The organism is Nonomuraea sp. NPDC052129 (genome assembly GCF_040680095.1).
Classification (GTDB): domain Bacteria; phylum Actinomycetota; class Actinomycetes; order Streptosporangiales; family Streptosporangiaceae; genus Nonomuraea.
This window is the reverse complement of sequence record NZ_JBFAVX010000030.1, coordinates 32,645-54,304: the sequence shown is the minus strand read 5'-3', so window position 1 is coordinate 54,304 and position 21,660 is coordinate 32,645. Positions and strand designations below refer to the sequence as shown.

The following is a 21,660-nucleotide window of genomic DNA, read 5'->3' as shown; positions in this document are numbered from 1 at the left end:
GTCACGTCAGCGGAGACGATGGCGGGCTCGGCTTGGGTCGGCGGAAGTAGTCGGCAACCAAAGGCCTAGGAGTTCGCCTTCTGGACCAGGGCGTCGATGGACGGTGGGAGTTGCCCGGTGGGAGAGGCGCCCATGCTGAGGAGGGCGTCCGCGACGGGGTCGCTGACGTACACCTGGAGGACCGCTCGACGACAGAACGTCCGTCGGTCATGTCGTGACCTTCCTGGTAGGGATTGCCGGGGGTGCCGCCGCCGCAGGAGGCGACGGCGCCCTTCTACGCGTCAGTCCGAGAGCGTCTGCCGGCGGCGGACGTCGAGCGTCTCGCTGACCCGGCCGACGTCTCGGGGATAGGTGAAGTACAGGACCGAGAGCAGAAGACCGTTGACGATCATCAGCACGACCAGGACCCAGAAGAACACGCCCTGGATGCCGATTGCCGCCGCGAGCGCGCCGGCCAGGAGCGAGAACAGCGCCCACCCGATCGTCTCGAACACCGTCAGCCAGATCGCGAACGCCTGGCCGCGCAGCTCGGGTAGTACGACGGCGGTCACGATGGGGCGGTTGACCGGCGGGTTCAGCCCTTGGCAGGCGCCGAGCAGCGCCCAGAAGACCGCGTAGACGGTGATCGTCTCGTACCGGAACTGAGTGCCGAAGAAGGCGATGACGCCGAACGCGATCTGCGCGAATTGCAGCATCATGACCCGACCTCTACTCGGCATGAGCCGGTCGAGGCGGGGGAGGATGAATCCGGCGCCCAGCGTGGCGACGCTGTAGCCGATGCCGAACGGCAGCGCCACCAGGATGGCGGTGGAGTTGGGGATGCCGCGCTCGGTGACGAGGAACTGGACGCCGAAGATGAGAATCAGCAGATGCCCGGACAGGAGCCGGCTCAGCATCATCACGGCGTAGGTGGGGATGCGGAACAGTCCGATGACGGAGACGAAAGTGACCTTCGCCTTCGCTCGGTCCTCACGCGTGAGGTCGGCGAGTTGCTGCTCGGCGGCCCCGATGCCCGGATCCTTGAAGAATGCCAGGACGACGAATCCGGCGACGATGCAGACGCCGCCGAGTGTCCACAGGGCCCAGCGCCAGCCGTCCGGCATCGCGACGAAGGCCGCCATGATGGGGCCGAGGACGATGCCGGCGAGCTGGATCGAGCTGAAGAAGATGCCGTTGGCCCGGGCGCGCTGCTCGTCGGGGAAGGAATCGGCGATGACGGCCATGGCGATGGGAGAGCCGCCGATCACGGCGGCGGACATGAGGGTGCAGCAGATCAGGAGCTGGACGAAGTTCTGCGAGAAGCCGGCGGCGATGCCGAACAGGCCGCCGGTCACCGTCGTGGCGGCCAGAGCGGCGCGTCGGCCGATCCTGCCGGACAGCCAGATCCAGAACGGTCCGGCGGGTACGCTTGCGATCTTGCCGAGGGCGGCGATGAGGCCGAGGTGTCCGCTGTTGAGCCGCAGCGCGGCTGCCAGCGTGGGGAAGACGGTGTTGATGAGGCCGGCTTCGGTGCCGTCGACGACGCTCACGCCGGAGACGACGGCGAGATTGCGCCAGCGGTGGGGGACGTTGGCGGCCTGAGCCGCTCCTGGCTGGACGGACGTGGTGGAGGCGCTGGCATCCATGGGGGGGTCCTGTCTGCAGTGGTGCGATAAAGCAAACGCCGTCTCAGGGGGCTGAGACGCCGGGTGGTGCCGTGAGAAGGGCGAATTGCTCGTCGATACGGCGCAGTACCGCGGCGGGTATGTAGCCGTAACGGGCGAGGTCCAGCAGGGTCATGGAGATGGGGGCTGACAGCAGCTCCGACTGCACCAGCGCGGGCGCCTCCTGCGCGAGGACGTCCTTGGCCCCCGTGATCCGCAGGAGCTCCAGGAGCGGGGCGCGGAGCAAAGCCGGGGCGCGCAGGTTCTCCATCGCGGGAAGGGGCGCGGCGACGGCCGTCGCGCGCTCGCGCTGTTCGCGGACCAGGAGGTGCTTGGGCTCGATGTCACCGTCGCGCGGGATGCCCAGGCGCTCGTACTGGCTGGGCGGCGCGTCATTGTCGAGCATGAGGCGGCGCAGCAGCTCGACCATCCGCAGCTCCACGTCGTCGTCGACGATCGGCGTTTCCTGCGCCGGATCCTCCTGGAGGTCGAACAGGAGGGTGCCGTGCTGCCACGGGTTCATCCACGAGGGCGAGGCGGGGATCCGCATGGTCCGCACACCCTTGGTGAAGGTGAACGGCTCGGCCGGTTCCCACTCCTTGAGTTCCTGCGTCGAGAAGCGGGCGCGCATGTGGGTGGGCATGAGGGTGAACTCTTCGAGCGGGCCGTTGGCCTGCTCCTTGGCGGCGCGCATGTAGACGTAGCGGCCGTCGGTGACGTTGACGTGTCCACCGTGGATGCCGAACAGGGCGCCCTCACGGACGGGCTCGTCCTGGGTGAGGTCCGCGCCTTGCATGTCAGGGGTCGGCTCGATGCCGAAGTAGCGCAGCACGGTCGGCGCGATGTCGATGGTCTGAGCGAGCGCGCCCCTGCGCTGGTCCCGGCCGCCGGCGCGTGGGTCCCACAGGAACATCGGCAGGTGCACCAGTTCGTTGAACCACGGCATCACCGACTTGGCCCACCAACCGTGCTCGCCGAGCAGGAAGCCGTGGTCGGTGTTGACCAGCAGGAGCGTGTCGTCCCACATGGCGTGCTCGTCCATGAAGTCCAGGACCCGGCCGAGCGAGCGGTCGCACATCGAGACCAGGGCGGCGTACTCGTTGCGGGCGTGCTCGACCTGGTCACCGGGTTCGAGGACCTTCTGGTACGGCGGCCAGTCGAACTCCGGGCCGTCGTAGTCGTGCGGGTAGAGGTCCTTGTAACGCTGGTGGGTGAAGAACGGCTCGTGCGGATCGAACATCTCGATCTGCAGCAACCACCGGTCGGCGTCCACGTTGGTCTCGAGAAAGTGCAGGCCCGCGTCCACGGTCCGGGTCTGCGAGTGCTCCGTCTCGGTCGGCATGTACGTGCGGTTGACCGCGTCCTGCCGCTTCATCGCGTCGCCCGGGCCCTTCGGGGGGTCACCGACCACGCCCTTCCACGGGTCGCCCTCCTGGCCGCGGAAGAACTCCCAGGTGCTGTAGCGGGTGTGGTAGGTCGCGCCGCCGTCTTCCCAGTAGTGCGGGTGGTCGGAGGCCAGGTGCGTGTGCACCCCTGCCTGCTTGAGCAGCTCCGGCATCGAGTCGTCGAACGGCTCCAGCGGGCCCCAGCTGCGGTGCAGGAAGTTGTACCGTCCGGTGTGCATCTCCCGGCGCGCGGGCATGCACGGCATCGAACCGGCATAGAAGCGGTCGAACGTCACCGCCCTGGACGCCAGCCGGGCGAAGTTCGGCGCGTCGATGAACGTGTCGGCGTACGGCGAGAGCAGGTGCCGGTTCAGGCTGTCGAACATGACGATGATCGCCCTCATCGCGACGTCTCCTCCGTCCGCACGATGGTGGGCGGGGCGTCCTGATTGAGCGGCTCCCCGTCGAGCAGGCGCCGGCGCAGCTCGATGAGGGAGGCGATGTGGTGGTCCATCGCCTCGGCACCGCGCCGATGAAGCCACTCGTCCATCTGGGCGCCGAGCTGGACGTCGTAGCCGGGCGGGGGCTCGTCGAACCGGGTGCGGTCACGGTGGCGGTAACGCGCCACCTCCGCCACCCGAGTGTTGATCTCGATCTCGAGCAGGGCTATCACCTGCTCGACCGTCATGAAGCCGGCGTAGCCGAGACGCGCGTGCAGGTCGGGATCTCCGAAACGGGTGGGCGGGTTGTATGGGCGCGTCAGCCAGTCGATGAAGACGGTGTAACCCTCTTCGGTCACGTGGTAGCGCTTGGCGTTGCTCGCCCCGGGGCGCTCCTCGATCGTGTGCTCGACCCAGCCGCGCTCCTCCATCGAGGCCAGCGTCCGGTACGCCTGGCTCATGGTCGTGTTCGAGCGCGCGAACCGGCCGTGCGTGTCGAAGAACTTCTTCAGCTCATAGCCCGTGCTGGGACGGTTGAGCAGCGCCCCGAGGAGAAGGATCTCAAGCTTCATCAAATGTGCCCGTCGTCGTAACGAAGTTAACCGTGCCACAAATGGAATGGTGATACCATGACATAAGTGTCATGCTCTGTCGAGAGTCTTCTTGCGCAAGATTTCGCCTGATCAGGCCAGAGCAGGAGATCTTCTGGACCGAGCTCGGCGGCTCGGCCACGATGAGGAGATGACGGGGAGTGGATCAACGCAGCCGCCGACGGCGGGCGGAGGAGCAGGCTCGCGCCTGAACTGGACGGCAGTGAGCGCTCTGGCGGCCGCGATCGCCGCCGTCGTCGCGCTGGCCGCGTACCTGGCGCCGCCGACCCCGCCTCAGCAACCCCAACCCCAGGCCCAGCCCGATACCGTGGCCCCCACCCCGGTCCCGGAGTCATCGTCACCAGAACCGGTCATTACCCGGCACGCACGACGGACCCCGAAACCATCGCCCGAGTCCAGCACGCCCGAACCACCGAACCCCACGCGAGAGGCCCCGGTTTCCTCTTCACCGCTGTCAGCGGTCCGGCCCGGCGGCTGCGACGAGGCGGCGGCGGCGCTGACCGCATACCGCCGGAACGCCGGGACCGTCCGCAGCAGTCAGACGGCCGCGGCTCAGCAGACGTACAGCGACCTGATGGGTGCGGCCTTCCACGCGGAAGGAGTGGTGGGGGCGAAGATCACTCTGCTGGCCCGCGAATTCCAGGAACTGAACTTTCGCCTGACCGGCATGACCGGCGGCGATCCCAACCAGGTGATCGCGGATATAGACACAGACGCCGCGGAGCTCAACAGGCTGTGCGAATCCCCCTGAGGCTGCTCGACCGGGTGCTGTGACCTACCTGCGCGATCACCGATTAATTTTTCCGGGTTATTGACGATATATCGCCATCTGGGAAAACTCACCCGCAAGCTGCGCACCGAACGGACCGCGCGCTGATGCGGAGGACGTAACTGATGACTGATTCCAACAACGGATTGACCGTCGGCCGACGCTCCCTGCTGGCGGGAGCCGCCGGCCTTCTGGGGGTCGTCCGATCTACGTCGCCACCGGCACCACCCGGGCGCCCGGGGTCGCGGCCGCCGCCCCGTGGAACGACGGCATCTTCATGTGGGTGTCCCCGTCCCTGCGCGGGCCGTGGAAGCTGGCCGACACCACCGGCATCCGCCCCGGCGCCGAGAAGGGCAAGGTCTGGTCGCCCGAGTTCGTCGACGAGAACCGGCCAGGCCGCATGGTGGTCGCTCCGTGGCAGGGGGTGGTCCGCGGGCCAGCGCAAGTGGCTCGCGCTGTCCAGCCGCAGCAAGCTGAACACGGCCACCGGCAGCGGCCACTACATCTACGTCGACCAGCCTGACGTCGCCGTCCAGGCCATCCAGCGCGTCACCTCGGCTGCGGAAGACAGCGCCTGAGCCCAGATCCACCGGATTCCCGCAACGATGCCGCGGAACCAGGTTGCTACTCGTCGATCCAGGTGATGTCCGCGCAAGCGATGAAAAACATGACACAAGATGTCGGGTTTTGGGACGAGCATGGTTTCGCCGGCCGGCGCTGATGGAGGACGTGGGCCGCGCCCTACATAGATGAGGACAGCAATGCGCGAAACCCGAGAAGATCTCAAAGAGCTGCAGGTCCTACTGGATGCTTCTCTCTCCGTTTCCACCTCGCATCTTCGCTCGATCATCAGTACCGAGCGCACGCTGACCGCGGAGCAGCTCACCGGCGTCCTCACCGGGATGTGCACCCTGGCCCTGTCCACCGTGACGGCCAAGGGCGAGCCGCGGATCAGCGGAGTGGACGGGCACTTCCTGCACGGCAAGTGGCACTTCGGCACGGCGCGCAAGGCCGCCAAGGCCCGCCATCTGGCCGCCCGCCCCGCCGTCAGCGCCGCGCACATGCGCGGTGAAGACCTGGGCGTGTTCACGCACGGCACGGTGGAGATCCTCAACCCCTTCGGTGGCGAGCCGGCCGTGGACTGGCCGGACCTGCTCGCCTACTTCAAGGACTTCTATGGCGCCGACTTCTTCGACTGGGACAACGAAGTGGTCTACTACCGGCTGCATCCGCACTGGATGAGCGCCTACGCCCCCGACGTCGCCAAGGTCACTGCGATGTCTCGGTCCTGATCCGCGGCACGTGCCGCATCGGGGGACCGGCCACGTGCTGAGAGACCTGGTGAGAGCGGCCGCCGCGTAGTGGCGTGATCGGTTCATTCGGCATGGGCGGGGCCTGTTCGCCCATGTCCTGCTGTGTTGCGAGAGGGTGGGCGAAGGTTGACGGCATTCGTACGGGACGTCGAGGGTATGGGGCGCGAGACCATCGACGTGGTGGGGGCTCGTACCAACAATCTGCGGGACGTGTCGGTGAGCATCCCCAAAGGGCGGCTCGTCGCGTTTACAGGAGTGAGCGGCAGTGGCAAGACCTCGTTGGCCATCGACACTCTGCACAATGAGGCCCAGCTGCGGTATCTGGAGGGGCTTTCGCCGTTCGTACGGCAGTACATCACCCAGCGCAATCGACCGAAGGTCGACCGCATCCTGGGACTCGGCGCGACGCTCGCGGTCGATCAGCGTCGCCTGAACCGCAACCCCCGCTCCACGGTCGCGACGATCACCGGCATCGACGGGCACCTGGGGCTGTTGTACTCGCGCCTTCCCGGGATCGGCGCGGACCCGGCGGCGGAGAGTGTGGACGGGCATCTGACGACCGCTCACTTCGACCGCAACACGCCGGAAGGGAGCTGCGCGGACTGCCATGGGGTGGGCGGGCGCTGGCAGGCGCAGGAGGACCTGGTCATCACCCACCCGGAGCTGCCGCTGTTCGAGGGGGCCTCGCCCTGGTACGCGAAGTGGCGGTCGGGAGAGCACGCGTTCGTACCGGCGCTTGCCGACAAGCGGGGCGTGGACCTCGGCCGGCCGTGGCAGTCGCTGCCTGAGGAGTTCCGTCACTGCGTGCTGTACGGCACGGGTGACGAGAAGATCGAGGCGACCGTTGACATGACGAACAAGAATGAGACGGCCCAGGTGACCTACACCTTGAGCGAGCCGCTGCGGGGGGCGCTCGCCGAGGTGGAGCGGGTGTTCATGAACGCCCAGACCTCCAGCGCCAAGCAGCGCTACCTGCCGTACATGCGCAAGCGGCCCTGTGGCACCTGCGGTGGCAGCGGGTACGACCAGGTGGCCCTGGCCGTGCGGCTCGGCGGGCTGACCTATCCCGACCTGCTCGAGGTGGAAGTACGGGAGGTTCGCAGGTGGGTGAGGCGCGTGGCGGACGACCTGGGCTCCCGGCAGCGCGAGGTGGGTGAGCCGCTGCTGCAGGACCTGGGCCGCAGGCTCGGCATCCTTGACCGGCTCGGCCTGGCCCATCTCCAGCCGGCCCGGAGCGCGGCGACGCTGTCCGGGGGTGAGTTGCAGCGGACCCGGCTCGCCGCGCAGCTCAGCACTGAGCTGAGCGGCATCATCTTCGTCCTGGACGAGCCCGGGGCCGGGCTGCATCCGGCGGACAAGGCACACCTGCTCGACATCGCCCTGGAAGTGCGCGCGGCCGGCAACACGGTGCTCCTTGTCGAGCACGACCCTGAGTTGATCGCCCGGGCCGACTGGGTGATCGATATGGGGCCGGGCGCGGGCCGTCTCGGCGGTGAGGTTCTGGTGTCGGGGCCGCCCGCCGACGCGGCCGCCCACCCGAAGTCGCTGACCGGGCGCTATCTGGCCGGTGAAGGTCCGCGGCTGCGCCGGACCCGCCGCCCCGCCGGGGACGACACCGGCTGGGTGGAGCTGCACGGCCTGCGTGTGCACAACGTGACCGCGGACCTGGTGCGTTTCCCCGCCGGTCGGCTCACCTGCCTGACCGGGGTGAGCGGCAGCGGCAAGAGCAGCCTGCTAGGCGTGCTCGGGACGAGCGTGGAGGCCGCCCTCAACGGGGCGGCGACCGACACGGTGCGGGAGGTGACCGGCTTCGAGGGATTCGGCTGGGTCGCCGTCGTCGATCAGGAACCGCTCGGGCGGACGCCGCGGTCGAACCCTGCTACGTATAGCAAGGCATTCGACATCGTCCGCAAGCTGTTCGCCGAAACCGACATGGCGCGCGAGCACGGGGTCAGTGCCTCCTGGTTCAGCTTCAACACCGCGGGTGGCGGCCGCTGCGAGACCTGCACCGGTTATGGTCGCAAGCTGGTTGACATGCACTTTCTGCCGGATGTGTGGGTCGTCTGCGACGCGTGCGAAGGGCGGCGCTACAAGCCGGAGGCCTTGGACATCAAGTATCAGGGGCTGGCCATCGACCAGGTACTGGAGCTGACCGTGGCCGAGGCCGTGGCGCGGTTCCGCGAGCCCCGGCAGCTCACGGAGACGCTGGAATCCTTGAACCAGGTCGGACTCGGCTATCTCCAACTCGGCCAGAGCGCCACCGAGTTGTCCGGCGGCGAGGCACAGCGGCTGAAACTGGCGTCCGCGATCCAGCGCGGTGCCGCGAGCCGCAAAGCCGGCCTCGTCGTTCTCGACGAGCCCGTCTCGGGCCTGCACCCGTCCGACATCCAGCGGGTGGTGGATGCGCTCGATGTGTTGCTCGACTCGGGCAACACCGTAGTCGTGGCCGAACATGACATCCCCGTCGCCGCGTCCGCGGACTGGGTGATCGACCTGGGGCCGGGAGCCGGTCCGGACGGGGGTGCGGTGGTCGCGGAGGGCACCCCGGACGCCGTCGCGACGGCGGACACCCCGACAGCCGGCTTCTTCCGCCGGTACGCGGCGGGCCTGCCGCTCCTGGAGATGCGAGAAGTCGTTTCGGCGTCTTGTTCGTGAGCGTGGGGTGTGGGCCGTGGTAGCGACGGTCGTCGACGCGGGTGCCGAATTTTGGGTCCGGACAAGTTCCGGTTTTTCCTTCACTCTCGGGCTAATGACCTACCCCACGGAGGCTTGCGATGGTGCTTGCCCAGATCGCTCGCTGGACCGCCGCTCTCAGCATGGCGGCGGCCATGACCTTCGCAGTCGCCCCGTCCGCTGCCGCGGCCGTGCCGCCCGACTCCCGGCCGGGTGCGCCCGGTCTCGGTGACCCCTACTTCCCCCTGGAGGGAAACGGCGGGTACGACGCCCAGCACTACTCCCTCAACCTTGGCTACGACCCTGCCACCAAGGTGCTCAAGGGCACGGTGCACATGCTGGCTCGAGCCACCCAGGACCTGTCCAGCTTCGATCTGGACTTCCAGCAGCTCACGGTGAGGTCGGTCACGGTCAACGGCCGCCAGGCGGCCTACGTGCGCGACGGCCAGGAGCTGATCGTCACGCCCAGGTCGGGCCTGCGGCGTCAGAGCGTGTTCGACGTAGGCGTCACCTACGACGGCATCCCGCAGCCGCTCGGCGGCCCGATCGTGTTCGGCCTGCCGTACGGGTGGATCGCCACGGAGGACGGCGTGCTCGTCGCCTGCGAGCCGAACGCGGCCAGCACCTGGTTCCCCTCCAACGACCACCCGAGCGACAAGGCGACCTACTCCATCTCGGTGACCGTCCCGAAGGGGCTCACCGCCGCGGCCAACGGCGTGCTGGCGGCCCAGGTCACTCACGGTGACACGACGACCTTCCTGTGGAACGAGCTGCGTCCGATGGCGTCGTACCTGGTCACGGCCACGATCGGCCGGTTCGACGTGCAGAAGGGCAGGACGCCGGACGGCCTGCGCGAATGGGTCGCCACCGATCCGACCGTGCCTGGGACCGAGGTCGTCTTCCAGCAGACCGCCGACATCACCGACTACTGGAGCGAGCTGTTCGGGCGCTACCCGTTCGAGGAGACGGGCGCGATCGTGGACAACGTCCCCATCGTCGGCTTCTCACTGGAGAATCAGACCAAGCCGCTGTACTCCGCCGTCCGCAGCGAGACCACGGTCGCGCACGAGCTGTCCCATCAGTGGTTCGGCGACAGCGTTTCGGTGCGGACATGGCAGCACATCTGGCTCAACGAGGGCTTTGCCACCTTCGCCCAGCGCTACTGGACCGAGCACACCGGCGGCGAGACCGTCCAGGCGTGGTTCGACCGGCAGTACGCCACCAGGCCGGAGGCGTTCTGGCTGTCGAAGGTTGCCGACCCGCAGCGCGACACCATGTTCGACACCGCCGTCTACAACCGTGGCGGCATGACGCTCCAGGCGCTGCGTGTGAAGATCGGCGACGAACCCTTCTTCCGGCTGCTGCGGACGTGGGCGGCCGATCATCGCTACGGCCTGGCCGACACTGATGAGTTCATCACGCTCGCGGAGAAGATCTCCGGCCGGGACCTGACCGAGTTCTTCAACGTCTGGCTGTTCACCCCGAGCAAGCCCGTGACGTGGTGACGACGTTCTGCTGAGCCTCTGAACAGTCCTTGCCCTCCGCGATCTCGCTCAGTACCTGCGCTGCGACCAGCTCGTCTCGCGCGGCGAGCTGGTCGAAACCGTTGACGGCGGGATAGGCGTAGGGGCCCAGGGACCCGATGAGGATCGCGCCGATGACGAGGATGCCCATCAGCACAGGGATGACCGGGTCGTACGAGCCCAGCACGTCGTACCCCAGGCCGAGGAGCAACGGTCCGAAAGCGGTGCTCAGCAGGAACGCGGCCTGGACCGCGCCGAGCGGTTGAACGATACGCCCGCGGAGATCGTCACTGAACTCGGCGAGACCCTGCGGCAGACCCCGATGGGTGTCGCCCTCAGCGGCGACACGACCCACTACACCGGACCGGCGCGCAGCACGGGGTACCGATGGTTCACCGACCCCGCCGCCTGGCAGATCTACGCGCCAGAAGAACATCCGCACGAGGTCAAGCACTTCATCCACCCCGAGGTCGGCGCCCTGGAGCTCACCTGCCAGAGGCTGGTCGATCCGGGCCAGGCGCACTCGCTGCTCGTCTACACCGCCATTCCCGGCAGCGAGAGCCACGAGAAGCTGCAGGTGCTGTCCGTCATCGGAACACAGACGCTTCGCTGACGCCCAATGTGCGGGTTTTGGCGCGGTACAGGGCCTGTCAGCGGGAGTGGCCGGTCGCCTTGCCCGCCTCGTTCATGAAATCGACAGGGAAGCCGACGATCGCCCCCAGGAGCAGCGCGTTCATCAATTGCAAGCCCACGAGGCTTCGGTTGACCTGCCAGGTGGACTGCGGGGTGACGGCGGCGGGGAACGGGGGGAGTCTGTCCAGTGATCGGCTCTGTCTCTCTTTCCGGCGGTAACGGAGCGTTAAGCCGCATGCCTGCCCCACCGTACGGGCGGAACGCTCCCGCCGAAGGCCCGTATCAACCTTAATAAGACTTGACTTATATAAGTACTGAGTGAAATTGTTGGCCCCGTTCACGCACTCGACGTGCTCGGCGGCGCGGTCGGCACCCGGCGCCTGGACGCGCTGGCACCGAACTCGCGAGCGCCGCCACCCGCTTGACGAGACGCCCCCGCTTGACGAGACGCCGCCCGCGGAGGAACGACCAGGCTCGAACGACGAGGAGGAAGAAGAGGAATGATCGACATCGTCAACCAGATCAACGCCACCCACCGGGAGATCGGCAACCAGCCGGTCGCCGCCGGTGCGGGACGCTCGCTGCTGCGGCGCACGTCCGACGCCTCGACCGAGGACGTGTGGAGCACCTGCACCGACCCTGACCGGATCAGACGATGGCTCGCCCCGATCGACGGCGACCTGCGGCTCGGCGGCACGTTCCAGCTCAAGGACAACGCCGGCGGGGACGGCAACAGATGACACGCCGCGCGGTGAATCGTCCCGTTCTCCTGAGAGAAGTACCGATGACCGACAGCCTCACTGGCGGGGCGACGCGAACGCTGTTGGGCTGCGGCATCGTCGCCGGCCCGCTCTACATCGTCGTGGTGCTGCTGCAGATGCTCACCAGGGACGGCTTCGACATCAGCCGGTACCCGGCCAGCATGCTGAGCAACGGTGACCAGGGATGGATTCAGATCGCCAACTTCGCGGTCAGCGGCCTGCTGTTCGTGGCGGGGGCGGTCGGCCTGCACCGGACACGCGGCCCGGCGAGCTGGGGAGGTATCTGGGGGCCGCGGCTGGTCGGTGTCTTCGGCGCCGGGATGGTCGCCGCCGCCTTCTTCTCCGCCGACCCCGCCGATGGCTTCCCGCCTGGGACGCCCCTCGGCCCGCCCACGAGCATGAGCACGCACGGGATGGTGCACTTCCTCGTCTCCGGGGTCGCCTTTGTCGCGCTGATCGCCGCGTGTTTCGCCTTCGGCCGACGGTTCGCGGCGGCCGGCCGCCGCGGCTGGGCCGCCTTCAGTACGGTGACCGGCACGCTCTTCCTGGCAGCCTGGATCTCGATCTTCGCGTCGCAGGGCTCACGGGTGGCCAATGTCGCCTTCGCCCTCGCCATCGCGGTCGTCCTGGCATGGACATCGCTCCTGGCGGCGCAACGGCTGACCACCGGCCGCTAGGAGTGAAGACAAGGGTCAGGGCGCGAAGATGCGGGATCCCGTGTCGGTGGCTGCCGCCGAACCAGCAGGTACGGTACGAAGCGGCCTCCCGTCTAGGCTGAATCTCGCAACGTGAGGGACAGGAGGCAGAGGTGGCCGAGACGACGCTGGGCCAGGTGATGGCCGAGCTGGCCGGATTGGAGGACCCGAAGGCACGCGAGGTGAACGAAAGGCACGGTGATGATCACGGTGTGAACCTCGGCAAGCTGCGCGCGCTCGCCAAGCGGCTGAAGACGCAGCAGGAACTCGCGTGCCGGCTCTGGGAGACGGATGACACCGCGGCGAAACTGCTGGCGATCCTGATCTGCCGCCCGAAAGCATTCGAGCGTGACGAGCTGGACGGCATGCTGCGCAAGGCGCGCACACCCAAGGTGCACGACTGGCTCGTGAACTACGTGGTGAAGAAGAACCCGCACGCCGAAGAGCTGCGCCTGGCCTGGTTCGCCGATCCGGACCCGGTGGCCGCGAGCGCCGGCTGGGCGCTGACCGCCGAACGTGTGACGAAGCAACCCGAGGGACTCGACCTCGCGGGACTGCTCGATGTCATCGAGGCGGAGATGAAAGACGCCCCGGATCGCCTGCAGTGGGCGATGAACAACTGCCTGGCTCAGATCGGGATCGAGCACGCCGAGCACCGCGCCCGTGCGATCGACATCGGTGCGCGCCTGGAAGTGCTCAAGGACTACCCCACTTCCCCAGGCTGTACGTCTCCGTTCGCGCCCATCTGGATCAACGAGATGGTGGGCCGGCAGCACGACAAGTAGGGAGGGCTTACACACCTCGTTCACACGCAGCCCCCACGAGAACCTGCAGGTGCTGTCCGTCATCGGAACACAGACGCTTCGCTGACGCCCAGAGCCGCGCGGCAGAGGCGCCCGGCCAGGGGCGGCGGATGTCGCGCTGCCCCTGGCAGGGATTGCCCGGGTCAGAGGCGGGCCGCGGTCCAGCAGTCCGGGGCGCCCGCCTTGCCGCACTTCGCCAGTGCGTCGAGGACCTTGGCCAGGTCGGCGGTCTTGGCGTTGTCGGGGTCGTTGGACTCCTGCTTCGGGTCCGACACCGTGTCGTAGTACTCGGGCTTCGACGCGCCCTCGTATTCGACGTACAGGTCCCCGGCAGTACGTACGGCCGCGTAACTGGGGGGCTGGGAGTTGCCCGCCTGGAGGGGTTCGGCGTCGGGATCCGGCTCCGGCTCTCCGGGTGCGGCCGGGTTGGGTTTGACGTGCTCGATCAGGGCCGACTTACGCCAGTCCCCGACCTTGTTGCCCTGGATGAGCGGCAGCAGGCTGCGGCCGTCGCGGCTGTCGCGGGTGGCGGCGCCGATGCCGGCCATGTCGAGGAAGGTCGCGAACAGGTCGACGTTCTGGGCGATGGCGCTGGTCACGAGGTCGCCGTGCCGTCCCGCTGTAGGACGCTTGACCAGCAGCGGCACGCGTACATCGTGGTCGTAGGCGGTGCTCTTGCCGCGTACCAGGCGGTGCTGGCCGAGGTGGAAGCCATTGTCGCTGGTGAACACCACGTACGTGTTGCGCTTCTCGGCGGCCGTCAGCGTGCCCAGGACGCGGGCCACCATGTCGTCCACCGACTGCACCATGCGGATCCGGTCGCGGAAGTCCGTACGCAGCTGCTTGACCAGTGCGGGAGCGAGCGGTTCGCGGCGTACCCAGGAGGGCTTGTCGGCGGTGTCCTCGTCGAAGGTGGGCAGCTTGCTCACGTCGATGTCATTGCAGTCGGGCCCGCCGCAGTCGCCGTTCGGGAACTCCCCGGCCGGGAACCGGGTCTTTGGCCGGTCGCGGCGGGCGGGCGGGAAGCGCGGCTCCTTTTCGCCCGGCTTGACGTTGAGCCTGGCGTGCGGCGCGAACGGCGCGACCTGCAGGAAGAACGGCTTGCCCGGGGCGCGCTCGCGGGAACGTGCGATGAAGTCCGTAGCCCGCTTGCCGAGCAGGTCCACCAAGTACGTGCCGTCGGAGGAGTCCAGGCCGGGCGTCTCCCCCTTCACATAGTTGGTGAGCTGGTACTTGAACTCGCTGTAGCCGCTGCCGGTCGCCACGTGCCACTCGTCCCAGCCTGCCGGTACGTGATAGTCGGTGCCTGTCACCGGGTACTCGTTGATGTACTTGCCGAGATAGCCGGTACGGTATCCGGCCTTTTCCAGCGAAGCGGCGTACGTCCTGGGCTCGTACGGCGCGAACGCCTTGTAGCCGCCGCGGTCGGAGTTCAGGTTGGTGGCCACGCCGGTGTTGTGCGGGAACTGGCCGGTGAACATCGAGGCGCGCGACGGGCAGCACAACGAGCGCCCCGTCGCCCTGGTCTGCTCGGCTTGTCCCGGGTCGATGGCGGGCGGGATGATCAGGCTTCCACCTCGGCCATCTACGGCCATCCGGTCTACGCGGCGATCATCCCGGAGCCGGAGCGCCCCCGCCGGAGGCGGGCCCTTTACGCTGCTCCTGGTAGAACTCAGTCGCGTCCCGCATGCTGCACTCGAACAGTTGCATGGTGAGCTGAATGCTTCGGATGATCTGCTCATGGGCGATGAGGTCGTCAAGCTGGGCTAGCTGCTCCTCGTCGGTCATGGCGGCATCCTGGCAGGCGGCGGCGTGTCGGCGGTCGGTGAGCTGGCTGGGTGTGGCGCGGTGTGACTACGGCGATGCCCGCGCGGCGCCCGCGCCGTGACCGGCCTCCAGGCCGCAGCGCGGCGTGGCGCATCACGGGCCTGGACCGCGTTGCCGTGCCGACCGGCGTCACGGTGAACATGGGCTCGCTGGACGCGAAAACGACCCCGGCGTGTTCGCGCCGGGGTCGCCCCTTCCAGGCCGTTGCACATGAGAGTGCACGACCTTCATACAACACTACAGCCGACCGAACCCGATTCCTCGTCAATCGAGTTGCCGATTCCAGGACGGCCGCAAAGGTGCCAGGAGTGGTGTCAATCGCGGGGCCGGCTTCCCCGCTACAGGTACTGCCCCGCCTCAGCGCTGTCTGTCTTCGACACCCGCACCAAAACCACGTTGGCCAGGTTGATGACCACGCCGTTCGTCTCGGTCTCCCGGTCGTACCTAGCGCGGGTCAAAACCAGGCTGCGCTGCTCGTCAAGAGCGCGAGCGATCACCTCGAGCGCTCCCTGCTCTCCGTCGAAATCTCTACTGATCATGGAGATATCTTCACCGCTTAGTGAGTGAAATCGAATGATCAGTACGCAGTTGTCAGGCACTGTTGGCCCCTTTCACCAGAACCGGATTCAGGCAGCGGCTCAAGCCTGGGCTCTGTGCGGTCCTGCGGGCGATCTCCCCAGCGGGACAATGCCCGTCCAAGGGGGCCTCCTGGCCGCGCGCAGGTCCGAGGCTCAGCCGTAGGGCTCGCGTCCCTCCCATACCTCCGGTTCAAGCATCCGCCGTACGGCTGACCCTCGCAACTGCGCGTGGCCACGTTGGGCCAGTGGACACGACATGGTGGCTCCGCTCGACCGACGCGGCGGCCGAGCTTCCGGCCCTCATCGCAGCCGTCGACCAGCGCCTCGGGGAGATGACCCTCCGAGTCGGGCTCCACGTGGACGCCTGGGACGACATCCCGCACCGGATCGCGGCTCCCGGCCGGGCGGTCAGGGTGGGACGGTTCCGATCCATGGACGGCCGACTGGTCACCCTGAGCCTCAAGGGAAAGCCGGAGGTGATACCGCCACAGGCCACGGCGGCGAGGGCCGCGTTCGCAGCGACCGGCACGAGCATGAACGGCGGGTGCTCCAAGCCGCCGGTCGACATCGACGGGCAGATAGCGGGCGGTCAGCGGGGGTATACCGGGGTTGATGGGGGCCGACTGGCGCCGGTGGGGGGCGACCGGCCGCATAGGCACCAGGCGCAAGCGGCCAGGGCCGTGATGAGCGTGTCGGCCGTCACGGGTCGGCGCGGCGAGGGGGCGTCATGAATGGGAGTCCGGCCGGGTCGGAACACGAGTTCCTGACGGCACGGCGGTGTTGACGCCGATGGCGACCTACTCGTTCAGGTTGTACGTGGTAGGGCAGACACCGCGGTCGCTGGCCGCGGTGGCGAATCTGCGGGCCCTGTGTGACACCTATCTTCCCGGCTGCCATGAGATCGAGGTCATCGATGCTGCCGAACAACCGGATCTCGCGGAGGAGGAGCGGATTCTGGCCATCCCAATCGTGATCAGGACCAAGCCGCTCCCACGTTTCCGGGTTATCGGAGATCTGTCCGATCAGGCTCGGGCTGCAGCTTTGCTCGGCCTTCCTGAGGTGGGCAGATCGTCCCCAGAAGGGCAGGCGCAATGATGGGCAGTGCCACGGTCGGGCGGACACCGACCGGTATCAATGGCTTCGACGACATCGCCATCGGGGGGCTTCCTGCCGGTCGGTCCACCCTCGTGGCCGGCACGACCGGCACCGGGAAGACGCTGTTCTGCCTGGAGTTCCTCGCCCGGGGCATCGCCGGTTTCGGTGACCCCGGCGTGTTCGTCGCCTTCGACGAGACACCTGGGAACCTCCGCCGCAACGTCGGCTCCCTGGGCTTCGACATCGCACGCTGGGAGGCCGAGGGAAAGTGGACGTTCGTCGACGCCTCGCCGGAGGCCGGTGAGCAGACGCCCACCGTGGGGACGTACGACCTGGGCGCGCTGATGGCCCGCGTCGATCGCGCCGTGCGTCAGATCGGCGCCAAACGTGTCTCCTTGGATTCGCTCGGCGCGGTCTTCATGCGTTTCGACGATCGGGAACTCATTCGCCGTGAGTTGTATCGGCTCGCCCGGGTCTTGGAGTCGCTCGAGGTCACATCGGTCCTGACCGCCGAACGCGACGCAGAATACAACCACATTACCCGGCAAGGCATAGAGGAGTTCGTATTCGATAACGTCATGATCATGCGGAACGTCATGCGGGACGAAAGACGACACCGGACGATCGAGATTGTCAAGTTCCGCGGCACCACTCACCGCACCGGGGAGTGGTTGTTCACCATCGACCCGAAAGACGGGCTGGTCATCATCCCGGTCGCGTTCCTCGTGCCACGTGACCGGGCATCGCAGGAGCGGGTCTCTACCGGGAACATCGAGCTGGACGCCATGGTGGGCGGTGGTGTCTTCCGGGACGCGGTCGTCCTGCTCATCGGGTCGTACGGCGGCGGAAAGACCCTGGCGGCTCTGCAGTTCGCCGATGCCGCGTTCCGGGCGGGCGAACGCTGCCTTTTCCATGCCTTCGACGAGACTCGCGGGCAACTCGGCCGCAACGCCGCTGGCTGGGGTCTGGACTTGGACGTCATGGAAGCGTCGGGACTGCTCCGAGTAACTGCCACGTACCCGGAAGTGGCCTCAGTGGAGGATCATTTCCTGCGTATCAGGAGGGACACCGCGGACTTTGCCCCGGCTCGGCTCATCATCGACGGTCTCTCCGCCCTTGAGCGGAGAGCGACGCCGCGGACACTGCTGGATTTCGTCATCGCACTGGGCGGGGTCGTGCGGCAGCACGAGATCACGACCCTGTTCACCTCCGCACCGACCGGCGGGGGAACGTCGATGTTCACAGCGCCGATCATGGACGTCGCCAGCATCGCCGACGTGACGATCCTGCTGCCCTACATCGAAGGAGCGGGTGTGGTCCGGCGTGCCATCGCCGTCCTGCAGACGCGCGGCTCGGCACATGACCACACCATCCGGCAGGTCGCCATCGACGGTGCCGGTATGCACATCGGTGACCCCTATACCGAAGCCTTCCACATGCTCTCCGACGCCGTCGTACTGCCACGCCACCCGGAGTGGCCGACCGACCCAGACCGCGCAACGGCCGGGGACCAGGATGAGAGCTGATGGGTGAGCCCCGCGACAGCGCGGAGAGGCCGAACGCCGAACCGATGCGCCTCTCCGATCCCGGGCGCGACGCCGGACGTATGGTCATGGCGGCGCTGGCGGACGGGATTGTCGGGGTCGACGAGGACGGTGTGATCCGGATCTGCAACCCCGCCGCCGAGGAACTGCTCGGCCGGCCCTCGGACGAACTCATCGGCACCCCGTTCGGTTACCCGGTCGTCAACGGCGAATCGACCGAGATCGACCTGATGCTGCCCGGCGGCCAGACGCGAGTGGTCGAGATGCGCGCCACCACCGCGACGGTGGCAGGAGAACACCTGTACGTCGCCGCGTTGCGCGACGTCACTCTCCGGCGCGAGGCCGAACAGCAGCTCGAAGCAGAACTCGAACGCCACAGCCGGGTGATCGCCGTGGTCGCCCATGAAGTCCGCAACCCGCTGGCGGGGATCGGCCTGCTGGTGGACATGCTGCGTGAGCCCGAGGAGAGCTTTTCCGACGAGGAGCGTGCCGACGTCCTCGACCGCATCGCGGTTCGCACGGCGAATCTCCAGGCACTGGTCAAGAAGCTGCTCACCGTGGCGAAGATCGATGCGAACGCCGTGCGGGTCTCTGTGGAGCCGGTGCCGGTGCTGGAGGTGATCCTCGAACGGCTGGCCGAGTTCGCCGATCGGCCCAAGGACGTGTACGTGTCGTGCGATCCCCAAGTCCGGGCTCTGGTGGATCGTAGCGAGTTGTCAGAGATGTTGATCAACTATCTGGAGAACGCCTTCCGATACGGAGCCTCGCCGTTCGAGGTACGGGTAGCCGAGCAGCCCGACGGCGTGGAGATCCGGGTGTGCGACAACGGGCCCGGCGTGTCCGAAGAGTTCCGGCCGAGCCTGTTCGAGCGGTTCAGCCGTGAATCGCGCACCCAGCGGGAGACCGAGGGCTCGGGGTTGGGTCTGTGGATCGTCCAAAGCCTGGCCCAGGCCAACGGTGGCGACACCTACTTCGAACCAGGCGAACAAGGAGGCGCTTGCTTTTGCCTGCGTCTACCCCAGGCACCGCCGTTCTGAGCGTTCGCCTGTGGGTGCCAAGAACTCGGCCACCCTATGCAACCTGCGCGTATTCGTGGATCAGCCCGCCAAGGCGGACACGTCGGATGACCTTGATATCGTCCTCGTTCCCGGCCCTCATGGAGCAGATCCTCACCGACGCCCGATATCCAGATGGTGCTCACCGGCGTTCGCATGTCTCGTATGAACTCGGTCATGGAGCGGTGGGTGCAGTCTGCCTGCTCTGGAATGAACGCCACGTACGGAGTATCTCGGCCTCCCCGCGAAGCCCCGAGAATCGAGAAATCGCAGGTCGGATGGGGTGTGGAGTAGCAGGGCGCCCGGGGCTCGAACCCGGAACCTACGGATTAAAAGATCCAGTTCGAGCCGTTCTGAATCGTTCAATGCAGGTCAGGAAGCATGGGCGGTCCATCCTGAACGGCTGTGAACGGCCTCGTACTGCAACCCGAAATGCAACCCAGGCCCTCGCTCAGGTGTAGACGCCTCGCCCGTACTCCTCGCGAGGCTTCGTGAAGTCCTCGGACCGCACCCCTCGAAGGTGCTCGTAACGTTCGCTGAATCTGTCGACGGCTTCGTGGATGGTGTCGCCGAACTGCTCACGCATGATCATCATTGCTGGAACGATGCGCTCAGCAACGATGAGATCGTCGATGGCTACCCATGCGTCCTCCATAAGAGCATCTTGCCTCAATGTCAGCTTGGGAACTGCAACGATCACACCCCTCCAGCGGTGCGGCCATGGCAACGGTGAGCAGCCACGTTCCTCGGTGAGCCAGGGTGAGGAACGAACCCTGGATCGTCGATCGCCCCCAAGCACGCACGGCGTCTCGACCTGCGTAAACGCGCCAAGATCCATTCCGCGTATATTCCGGGAAGGGTGGCAGACGGCTGCTTTCGGTGGCCTGTGGCTGCCTGTGAGGCTCAAGCCTTGTCGGAGCGAAACCCCAGCTCAGAGCCAAGATTCGAGGTAGAGGATGGTAGGGCGCCCGGGGCTCGAACCCGGAACCTACGGATTAAAAGTCCGCAGCTCTGCCAATTGAGCTAACGCCCCCTAGCAACAGCACAAGGGTACAGAGATTACCGCCCCCCACGCGACGCCCTTAAGCCCCCTCACCGGTAAGCCGGGAGCCCCGTCAGCGCTTCCCCCAGCACCAGCGTGTGGATCTCCTGGGTGCCTTCGTAGGTGAGTACGCTCTCCAGGTTGTTCATGTGCCTGATCACAGGGTACTCCAGCGTGATCCCGTTCCCGCCCAAGATCGTCCTAGCCTGACGGGCGATGTCCAGCGCCGCCCGTACGTTGGCCAGTTTGCCGAAGCTGATCTGCCGGGGCTCCAGCTTCCCCGCGTCCTTCAACTCGCCCAGGTGCAGGGCCGTCAGGCCCGCCTGGGCCGTTCCGACGTACATCCAGGCCAGCTTCTCCTGGGTCAGCTGGAAGGCGCCGATCGGCTTGTCGAACTGCACTCGCGTCTTCGCGTAGGAGACCGCCGACTCCAGGCAGGCGCGGGCGGCGCCCACTACGCCCCAGATGATGCCGAAGCGGGCCTCGGAGAGGCAGGAGAGCGGGCCTTTCAGGCCGGAGACTTCCGGGAGTACGGCCGAGGCGGGCAGGCGTACGTCGTCGAAGTACAGGGACGAGGTGACCGAGGCCCTAAGGGACAGCTTCTTGTGGATCTCAGGGGCGGAGAAGCCCGGCGTATCGGTCGGTACGACAAAGCCGCGGATGCCTTCGTCCGTCTGCGCCCACACGACGGCCACGTCGGCGATGGAGCCGTTGGTGATCCACATCTTGGAGCCGTTCAGGATCCAGTCGGAGCCGTCTCGCTTGGCGTACGTGCGCATGTTGGCGGGATCGGAGCCGTGGTCGGGCTCGGTCAGGCCGAAGCAGCCGATCGCCTCACCGGCGGCCATCCGGGGCAGCCATTGCTCTTTCTGCTCGGAAGACCCATAACGCCAGATGGGGAACATGGCCAGCGAGCCCTGAACCGACACGAAGGACCGCAGACCCGAGTCTCCGGCTTCGAGTTCGCGGCAGGCCACACCGTACGAGATGGCGTCCGTTCCGGCGCAGCCGTAACCCTCGAGGTGCATGCCGAGCAGGCCGAGCGAGCCGAGTGCGGGCGCGAGCTCGCGTGCGGGGAAGGTGCCCTGCTCGAACCAGTCGCCTACGTACGGCAGGACGCGATCGTCGACGAAGGACCTGACGGTGTCGCGGATCAGCCGCTGCTCGCCGTTGAGCCGGTCGTCCAGGCGCAGCAGGTCGTCCATCGAGCGTCCTTCCGTCACGTAAGGGCCTACCAGGGTTCTACCAGGGGGAATCCTGATGTGCGAAC

General features: G+C 67.2%; 22 protein-coding genes and 1 tRNA gene. 12 read left to right on the top strand and 11 right to left on the bottom strand.

Annotated features, from left to right (window positions below; genetic code table 11):
- Window positions 1-281: 281 nt before the first annotated feature.
- Genes AB0L53_RS43825 through AB0L53_RS43815 form a run of 3 tightly spaced genes read right to left on the bottom strand, consistent with a single transcriptional unit; the run spans window position 282 to window position 4,040 of the window.
- The gene (locus AB0L53_RS43825) at window positions 282-1,625 is read right to left on the bottom strand and encodes an MFS transporter (RefSeq protein ID WP_364007882.1); all 1,344 of its coding nucleotides are present in this window, start codon (window positions 1,623-1,625) and stop codon (window positions 282-284) included.
- A gap of 43 nt (window positions 1,626-1,668) precedes the next feature.
- On the bottom strand, window positions 1,669-3,432 hold the full coding sequence (locus tag AB0L53_RS43820) for a sulfatase (protein WP_364007879.1): 1,764 nt from the start codon (window positions 3,430-3,432) through the stop codon (window positions 1,669-1,671).
- The gene (locus AB0L53_RS43815) at window positions 3,429-4,040 is read right to left on the bottom strand and encodes a PadR family transcriptional regulator (RefSeq protein WP_364007876.1); all 612 of its coding nucleotides are present in this window, start codon (window positions 4,038-4,040) and stop codon (window positions 3,429-3,431) included. The genes AB0L53_RS43820 and AB0L53_RS43815 overlap by 4 nt, the downstream gene beginning before the upstream one ends.
- 241 nt (window positions 4,041-4,281) lie before the next feature.
- Here AB0L53_RS43815 and AB0L53_RS43810 point away from each other — a divergent pair, with 241 nt between their 5' ends.
- The gene (locus AB0L53_RS43810) at window positions 4,282-4,830 is read left to right on the top strand and encodes a hypothetical protein (protein WP_364007873.1); all 549 of its coding nucleotides are present in this window, start codon (window positions 4,282-4,284) and stop codon (window positions 4,828-4,830) included.
- Window positions 4,831-5,055: 225 nt separating this feature from the next.
- Here AB0L53_RS43810 and AB0L53_RS43805 read toward each other — a convergent pair whose 3' ends face one another.
- Window positions 5,056-5,250: a hypothetical protein gene (locus tag AB0L53_RS43805; RefSeq protein ID WP_364007870.1), complete on the bottom strand. Its 195-nt coding sequence runs from the start codon at window positions 5,248-5,250 to the stop codon at window positions 5,056-5,058.
- Between the two features lie 359 nt (window positions 5,251-5,609).
- Here AB0L53_RS43805 and AB0L53_RS43800 point away from each other — a divergent pair, with 359 nt between their 5' ends.
- The 3 genes from AB0L53_RS43800 (at window position 5,610) to AB0L53_RS43790 (ending at window position 10,339) form a co-directional block, all read left to right on the top strand.
- A complete protein-coding gene (locus AB0L53_RS43800; RefSeq protein WP_364007868.1) occupies window positions 5,610-6,140 on the top strand; it encodes a pyridoxamine 5'-phosphate oxidase family protein in 531 nt (176 codons plus the stop codon).
- Between the two features lie 147 nt (window positions 6,141-6,287).
- Complete coding sequence (locus tag AB0L53_RS43795; protein WP_364007865.1) at window positions 6,288-8,816, top strand: excinuclease ABC subunit UvrA; 2,529 nt, start codon at window positions 6,288-6,290, stop codon at window positions 8,814-8,816.
- A gap of 119 nt (window positions 8,817-8,935) precedes the next feature.
- Window positions 8,936-10,339 (top strand): M1 family metallopeptidase, encoded by a 1,404-nt coding sequence (locus AB0L53_RS43790; protein WP_364007862.1) that lies wholly within the window; start codon window positions 8,936-8,938, stop codon window positions 10,337-10,339.
- Here AB0L53_RS43790 and AB0L53_RS43785 read toward each other — a convergent pair.
- Window positions 10,311-10,568: a hypothetical protein gene (locus tag AB0L53_RS43785; protein ID WP_364007859.1), complete on the bottom strand. Its 258-nt coding sequence runs from the start codon at window positions 10,566-10,568 to the stop codon at window positions 10,311-10,313. The two genes, AB0L53_RS43790 and AB0L53_RS43785, sit on opposite strands and share 29 nt — an antisense overlap.
- A gap of 51 nt (window positions 10,569-10,619) precedes the next feature.
- Here AB0L53_RS43785 and AB0L53_RS43780 point away from each other — a divergent pair, with 51 nt between their 5' ends.
- The 4 genes from AB0L53_RS43780 to AB0L53_RS43765 all read left to right on the top strand — a co-directional run bounded on the left by AB0L53_RS43780 (window position 10,620) and on the right by AB0L53_RS43765 (window position 13,231).
- Window positions 10,620-10,970, top strand: coding sequence for a hypothetical protein (locus AB0L53_RS43780; RefSeq protein WP_364007856.1), 351 nt, complete (start codon window positions 10,620-10,622; stop codon window positions 10,968-10,970).
- 520 nt (window positions 10,971-11,490) lie between these two features.
- Entirely contained in the window at window positions 11,491-11,730 is a 240-nt protein-coding gene (locus AB0L53_RS43775; protein ID WP_364007853.1) for an SRPBCC domain-containing protein, read from the top strand.
- A gap of 44 nt (window positions 11,731-11,774) precedes the next feature.
- Complete coding sequence (locus AB0L53_RS43770; protein WP_364007850.1) at window positions 11,775-12,428, top strand: DUF998 domain-containing protein; 654 nt, start codon at window positions 11,775-11,777, stop codon at window positions 12,426-12,428.
- Between the two features lie 158 nt (window positions 12,429-12,586).
- The gene (locus AB0L53_RS43765) at window positions 12,587-13,231 is read left to right on the top strand and encodes a DNA alkylation repair protein (RefSeq protein ID WP_364008114.1); all 645 of its coding nucleotides are present in this window, start codon (window positions 12,587-12,589) and stop codon (window positions 13,229-13,231) included.
- A 161-nt stretch (window positions 13,232-13,392) separates the two neighbouring features.
- Here AB0L53_RS43765 and AB0L53_RS43760 read toward each other — a convergent pair whose 3' ends face one another.
- The 3 genes from AB0L53_RS43760 to AB0L53_RS43750 form a co-directional block, all read right to left on the bottom strand.
- Window positions 13,393-14,844, bottom strand: a complete 1,452-nt coding sequence (locus AB0L53_RS43760) for a sulfatase (protein ID WP_364007847.1) — start codon at window positions 14,842-14,844, stop codon at window positions 13,393-13,395.
- Window positions 14,845-14,860: 16 nt separating this feature from the next.
- Window positions 14,861-15,037, bottom strand: a complete 177-nt coding sequence (locus tag AB0L53_RS43755) for a hypothetical protein (RefSeq protein WP_357939546.1) — start codon at window positions 15,035-15,037, stop codon at window positions 14,861-14,863.
- Window positions 15,038-15,414: 377 nt separating this feature from the next.
- Window positions 15,415-15,615, bottom strand: coding sequence for a hypothetical protein (locus tag AB0L53_RS43750; protein ID WP_357653769.1), 201 nt, complete (start codon window positions 15,613-15,615; stop codon window positions 15,415-15,417).
- Window positions 15,616-15,677: 62 nt separating this feature from the next.
- On the opposite strand from AB0L53_RS43750, the gene AB0L53_RS43745 reads away from it, so the two are divergent.
- Genes AB0L53_RS43745 through AB0L53_RS43730 form a run of 4 tightly spaced genes read left to right on the top strand, consistent with a single transcriptional unit; the run spans window position 15,678 to window position 19,330 of the window.
- The gene (locus tag AB0L53_RS43745; RefSeq protein ID WP_364007842.1) at window positions 15,678-16,385 is read left to right on the top strand and encodes a DUF5994 family protein; all 708 of its coding nucleotides are present in this window, start codon (window positions 15,678-15,680) and stop codon (window positions 16,383-16,385) included.
- A gap of 58 nt (window positions 16,386-16,443) precedes the next feature.
- Window positions 16,444-16,749 (top strand): circadian clock KaiB family protein, encoded by a 306-nt coding sequence (locus AB0L53_RS43740; RefSeq protein WP_357653770.1) that lies wholly within the window; start codon window positions 16,444-16,446, stop codon window positions 16,747-16,749.
- Complete coding sequence (gene kaiC / locus AB0L53_RS43735; protein WP_364007838.1) at window positions 16,746-18,275, top strand: circadian clock protein KaiC; 1,530 nt, start codon at window positions 16,746-16,748, stop codon at window positions 18,273-18,275. The genes AB0L53_RS43740 and kaiC overlap by 4 nt, the downstream gene beginning before the upstream one ends.
- The gene (locus AB0L53_RS43730) at window positions 18,275-19,330 is read left to right on the top strand and encodes an ATP-binding protein (protein WP_364007836.1); all 1,056 of its coding nucleotides are present in this window, start codon (window positions 18,275-18,277) and stop codon (window positions 19,328-19,330) included. The genes kaiC and AB0L53_RS43730 overlap by 1 nt, the downstream gene beginning before the upstream one ends.
- A 469-nt stretch (window positions 19,331-19,799) precedes the next feature.
- Here the strand turns inward: AB0L53_RS43730 and AB0L53_RS43725 are convergent, their stop codons facing one another.
- The 3 genes from AB0L53_RS43725 to AB0L53_RS43715 form a co-directional block, all read right to left on the bottom strand.
- On the bottom strand, window positions 19,800-20,003 hold the full coding sequence (locus AB0L53_RS43725) for a hypothetical protein (RefSeq protein WP_364007833.1): 204 nt from the start codon (window positions 20,001-20,003) through the stop codon (window positions 19,800-19,802).
- A gap of 302 nt (window positions 20,004-20,305) precedes the next feature.
- Window positions 20,306-20,381: transfer RNA gene (locus tag AB0L53_RS43720), tRNA-Lys, on the bottom strand.
- A gap of 59 nt (window positions 20,382-20,440) precedes the next feature.
- Window positions 20,441-21,595: an acyl-CoA dehydrogenase family protein gene (locus AB0L53_RS43715; RefSeq protein ID WP_364007830.1), complete on the bottom strand. Its 1,155-nt coding sequence runs from the start codon at window positions 21,593-21,595 to the stop codon at window positions 20,441-20,443.
- Window positions 21,596-21,660 lie beyond the last annotated feature (65 nt).

What these genes read in the sequence shown, in the direction of transcription:
- AB0L53_RS43755 (WP_357939546.1), bottom strand. Translation starts at nt 15,037, where the DNA reads ATGACCGACGAGGAGCAGCTAGCCCAGCTTGACGACCTCATCGCCCAT.
- AB0L53_RS43770 (WP_364007850.1), top strand. Translation starts at nt 11,775, where the DNA reads ATGACCGACAGCCTCACTGGCGGGGCGACGCGAACGCTGTTGGGCTGC.
- AB0L53_RS43820 (WP_364007879.1), bottom strand. Translation starts at nt 3,432, where the DNA reads ATGAGGGCGATCATCGTCATGTTCGACAGCCTGAACCGGCACCTGCTC.
- AB0L53_RS43800 (WP_364007868.1), top strand. Translation starts at nt 5,610, where the DNA reads ATGCGCGAAACCCGAGAAGATCTCAAAGAGCTGCAGGTCCTACTGGAT.
- AB0L53_RS43805 (WP_364007870.1), bottom strand. Translation starts at nt 5,250, where the DNA reads ATGCGGCCTGGCCGGTTCTCGTCGACGAACTCGGGCGACCAGACCTTG.
- AB0L53_RS43740 (WP_357653770.1), top strand. Translation starts at nt 16,444, where the DNA reads ATGGCGACCTACTCGTTCAGGTTGTACGTGGTAGGGCAGACACCGCGG.
- AB0L53_RS43750 (WP_357653769.1), bottom strand. Translation starts at nt 15,615, where the DNA reads ATGATCAGTAGAGATTTCGACGGAGAGCAGGGAGCGCTCGAGGTGATC.
- AB0L53_RS43790 (WP_364007862.1), top strand. Translation starts at nt 8,936, where the DNA reads ATGGTGCTTGCCCAGATCGCTCGCTGGACCGCCGCTCTCAGCATGGCG.
- AB0L53_RS43765 (WP_364008114.1), top strand. Translation starts at nt 12,587, where the DNA reads ATGGCCGAGCTGGCCGGATTGGAGGACCCGAAGGCACGCGAGGTGAAC.
- AB0L53_RS43815 (WP_364007876.1), bottom strand. Translation starts at nt 4,040, where the DNA reads ATGAAGCTTGAGATCCTTCTCCTCGGGGCGCTGCTCAACCGTCCCAGC.
- kaiC (WP_364007838.1), top strand. Translation starts at nt 16,746, where the DNA reads ATGATGGGCAGTGCCACGGTCGGGCGGACACCGACCGGTATCAATGGC.
- AB0L53_RS43730 (WP_364007836.1), top strand. Translation starts at nt 18,275, where the DNA reads ATGGGTGAGCCCCGCGACAGCGCGGAGAGGCCGAACGCCGAACCGATG.
- AB0L53_RS43825 (WP_364007882.1), bottom strand. Translation starts at nt 1,625, where the DNA reads ATGGATGCCAGCGCCTCCACCACGTCCGTCCAGCCAGGAGCGGCTCAG.
- AB0L53_RS43725 (WP_364007833.1), bottom strand. Translation starts at nt 20,003, where the DNA reads ATGGAGGACGCATGGGTAGCCATCGACGATCTCATCGTTGCTGAGCGC.
- AB0L53_RS43760 (WP_364007847.1), bottom strand. Translation starts at nt 14,844, where the DNA reads ATGGCCGTAGATGGCCGAGGTGGAAGCCTGATCATCCCGCCCGCCATC.
- AB0L53_RS43715 (WP_364007830.1), bottom strand. Translation starts at nt 21,595, where the DNA reads ATGGACGACCTGCTGCGCCTGGACGACCGGCTCAACGGCGAGCAGCGG.
- AB0L53_RS43775 (WP_364007853.1), top strand. Translation starts at nt 11,491, where the DNA reads ATGATCGACATCGTCAACCAGATCAACGCCACCCACCGGGAGATCGGC.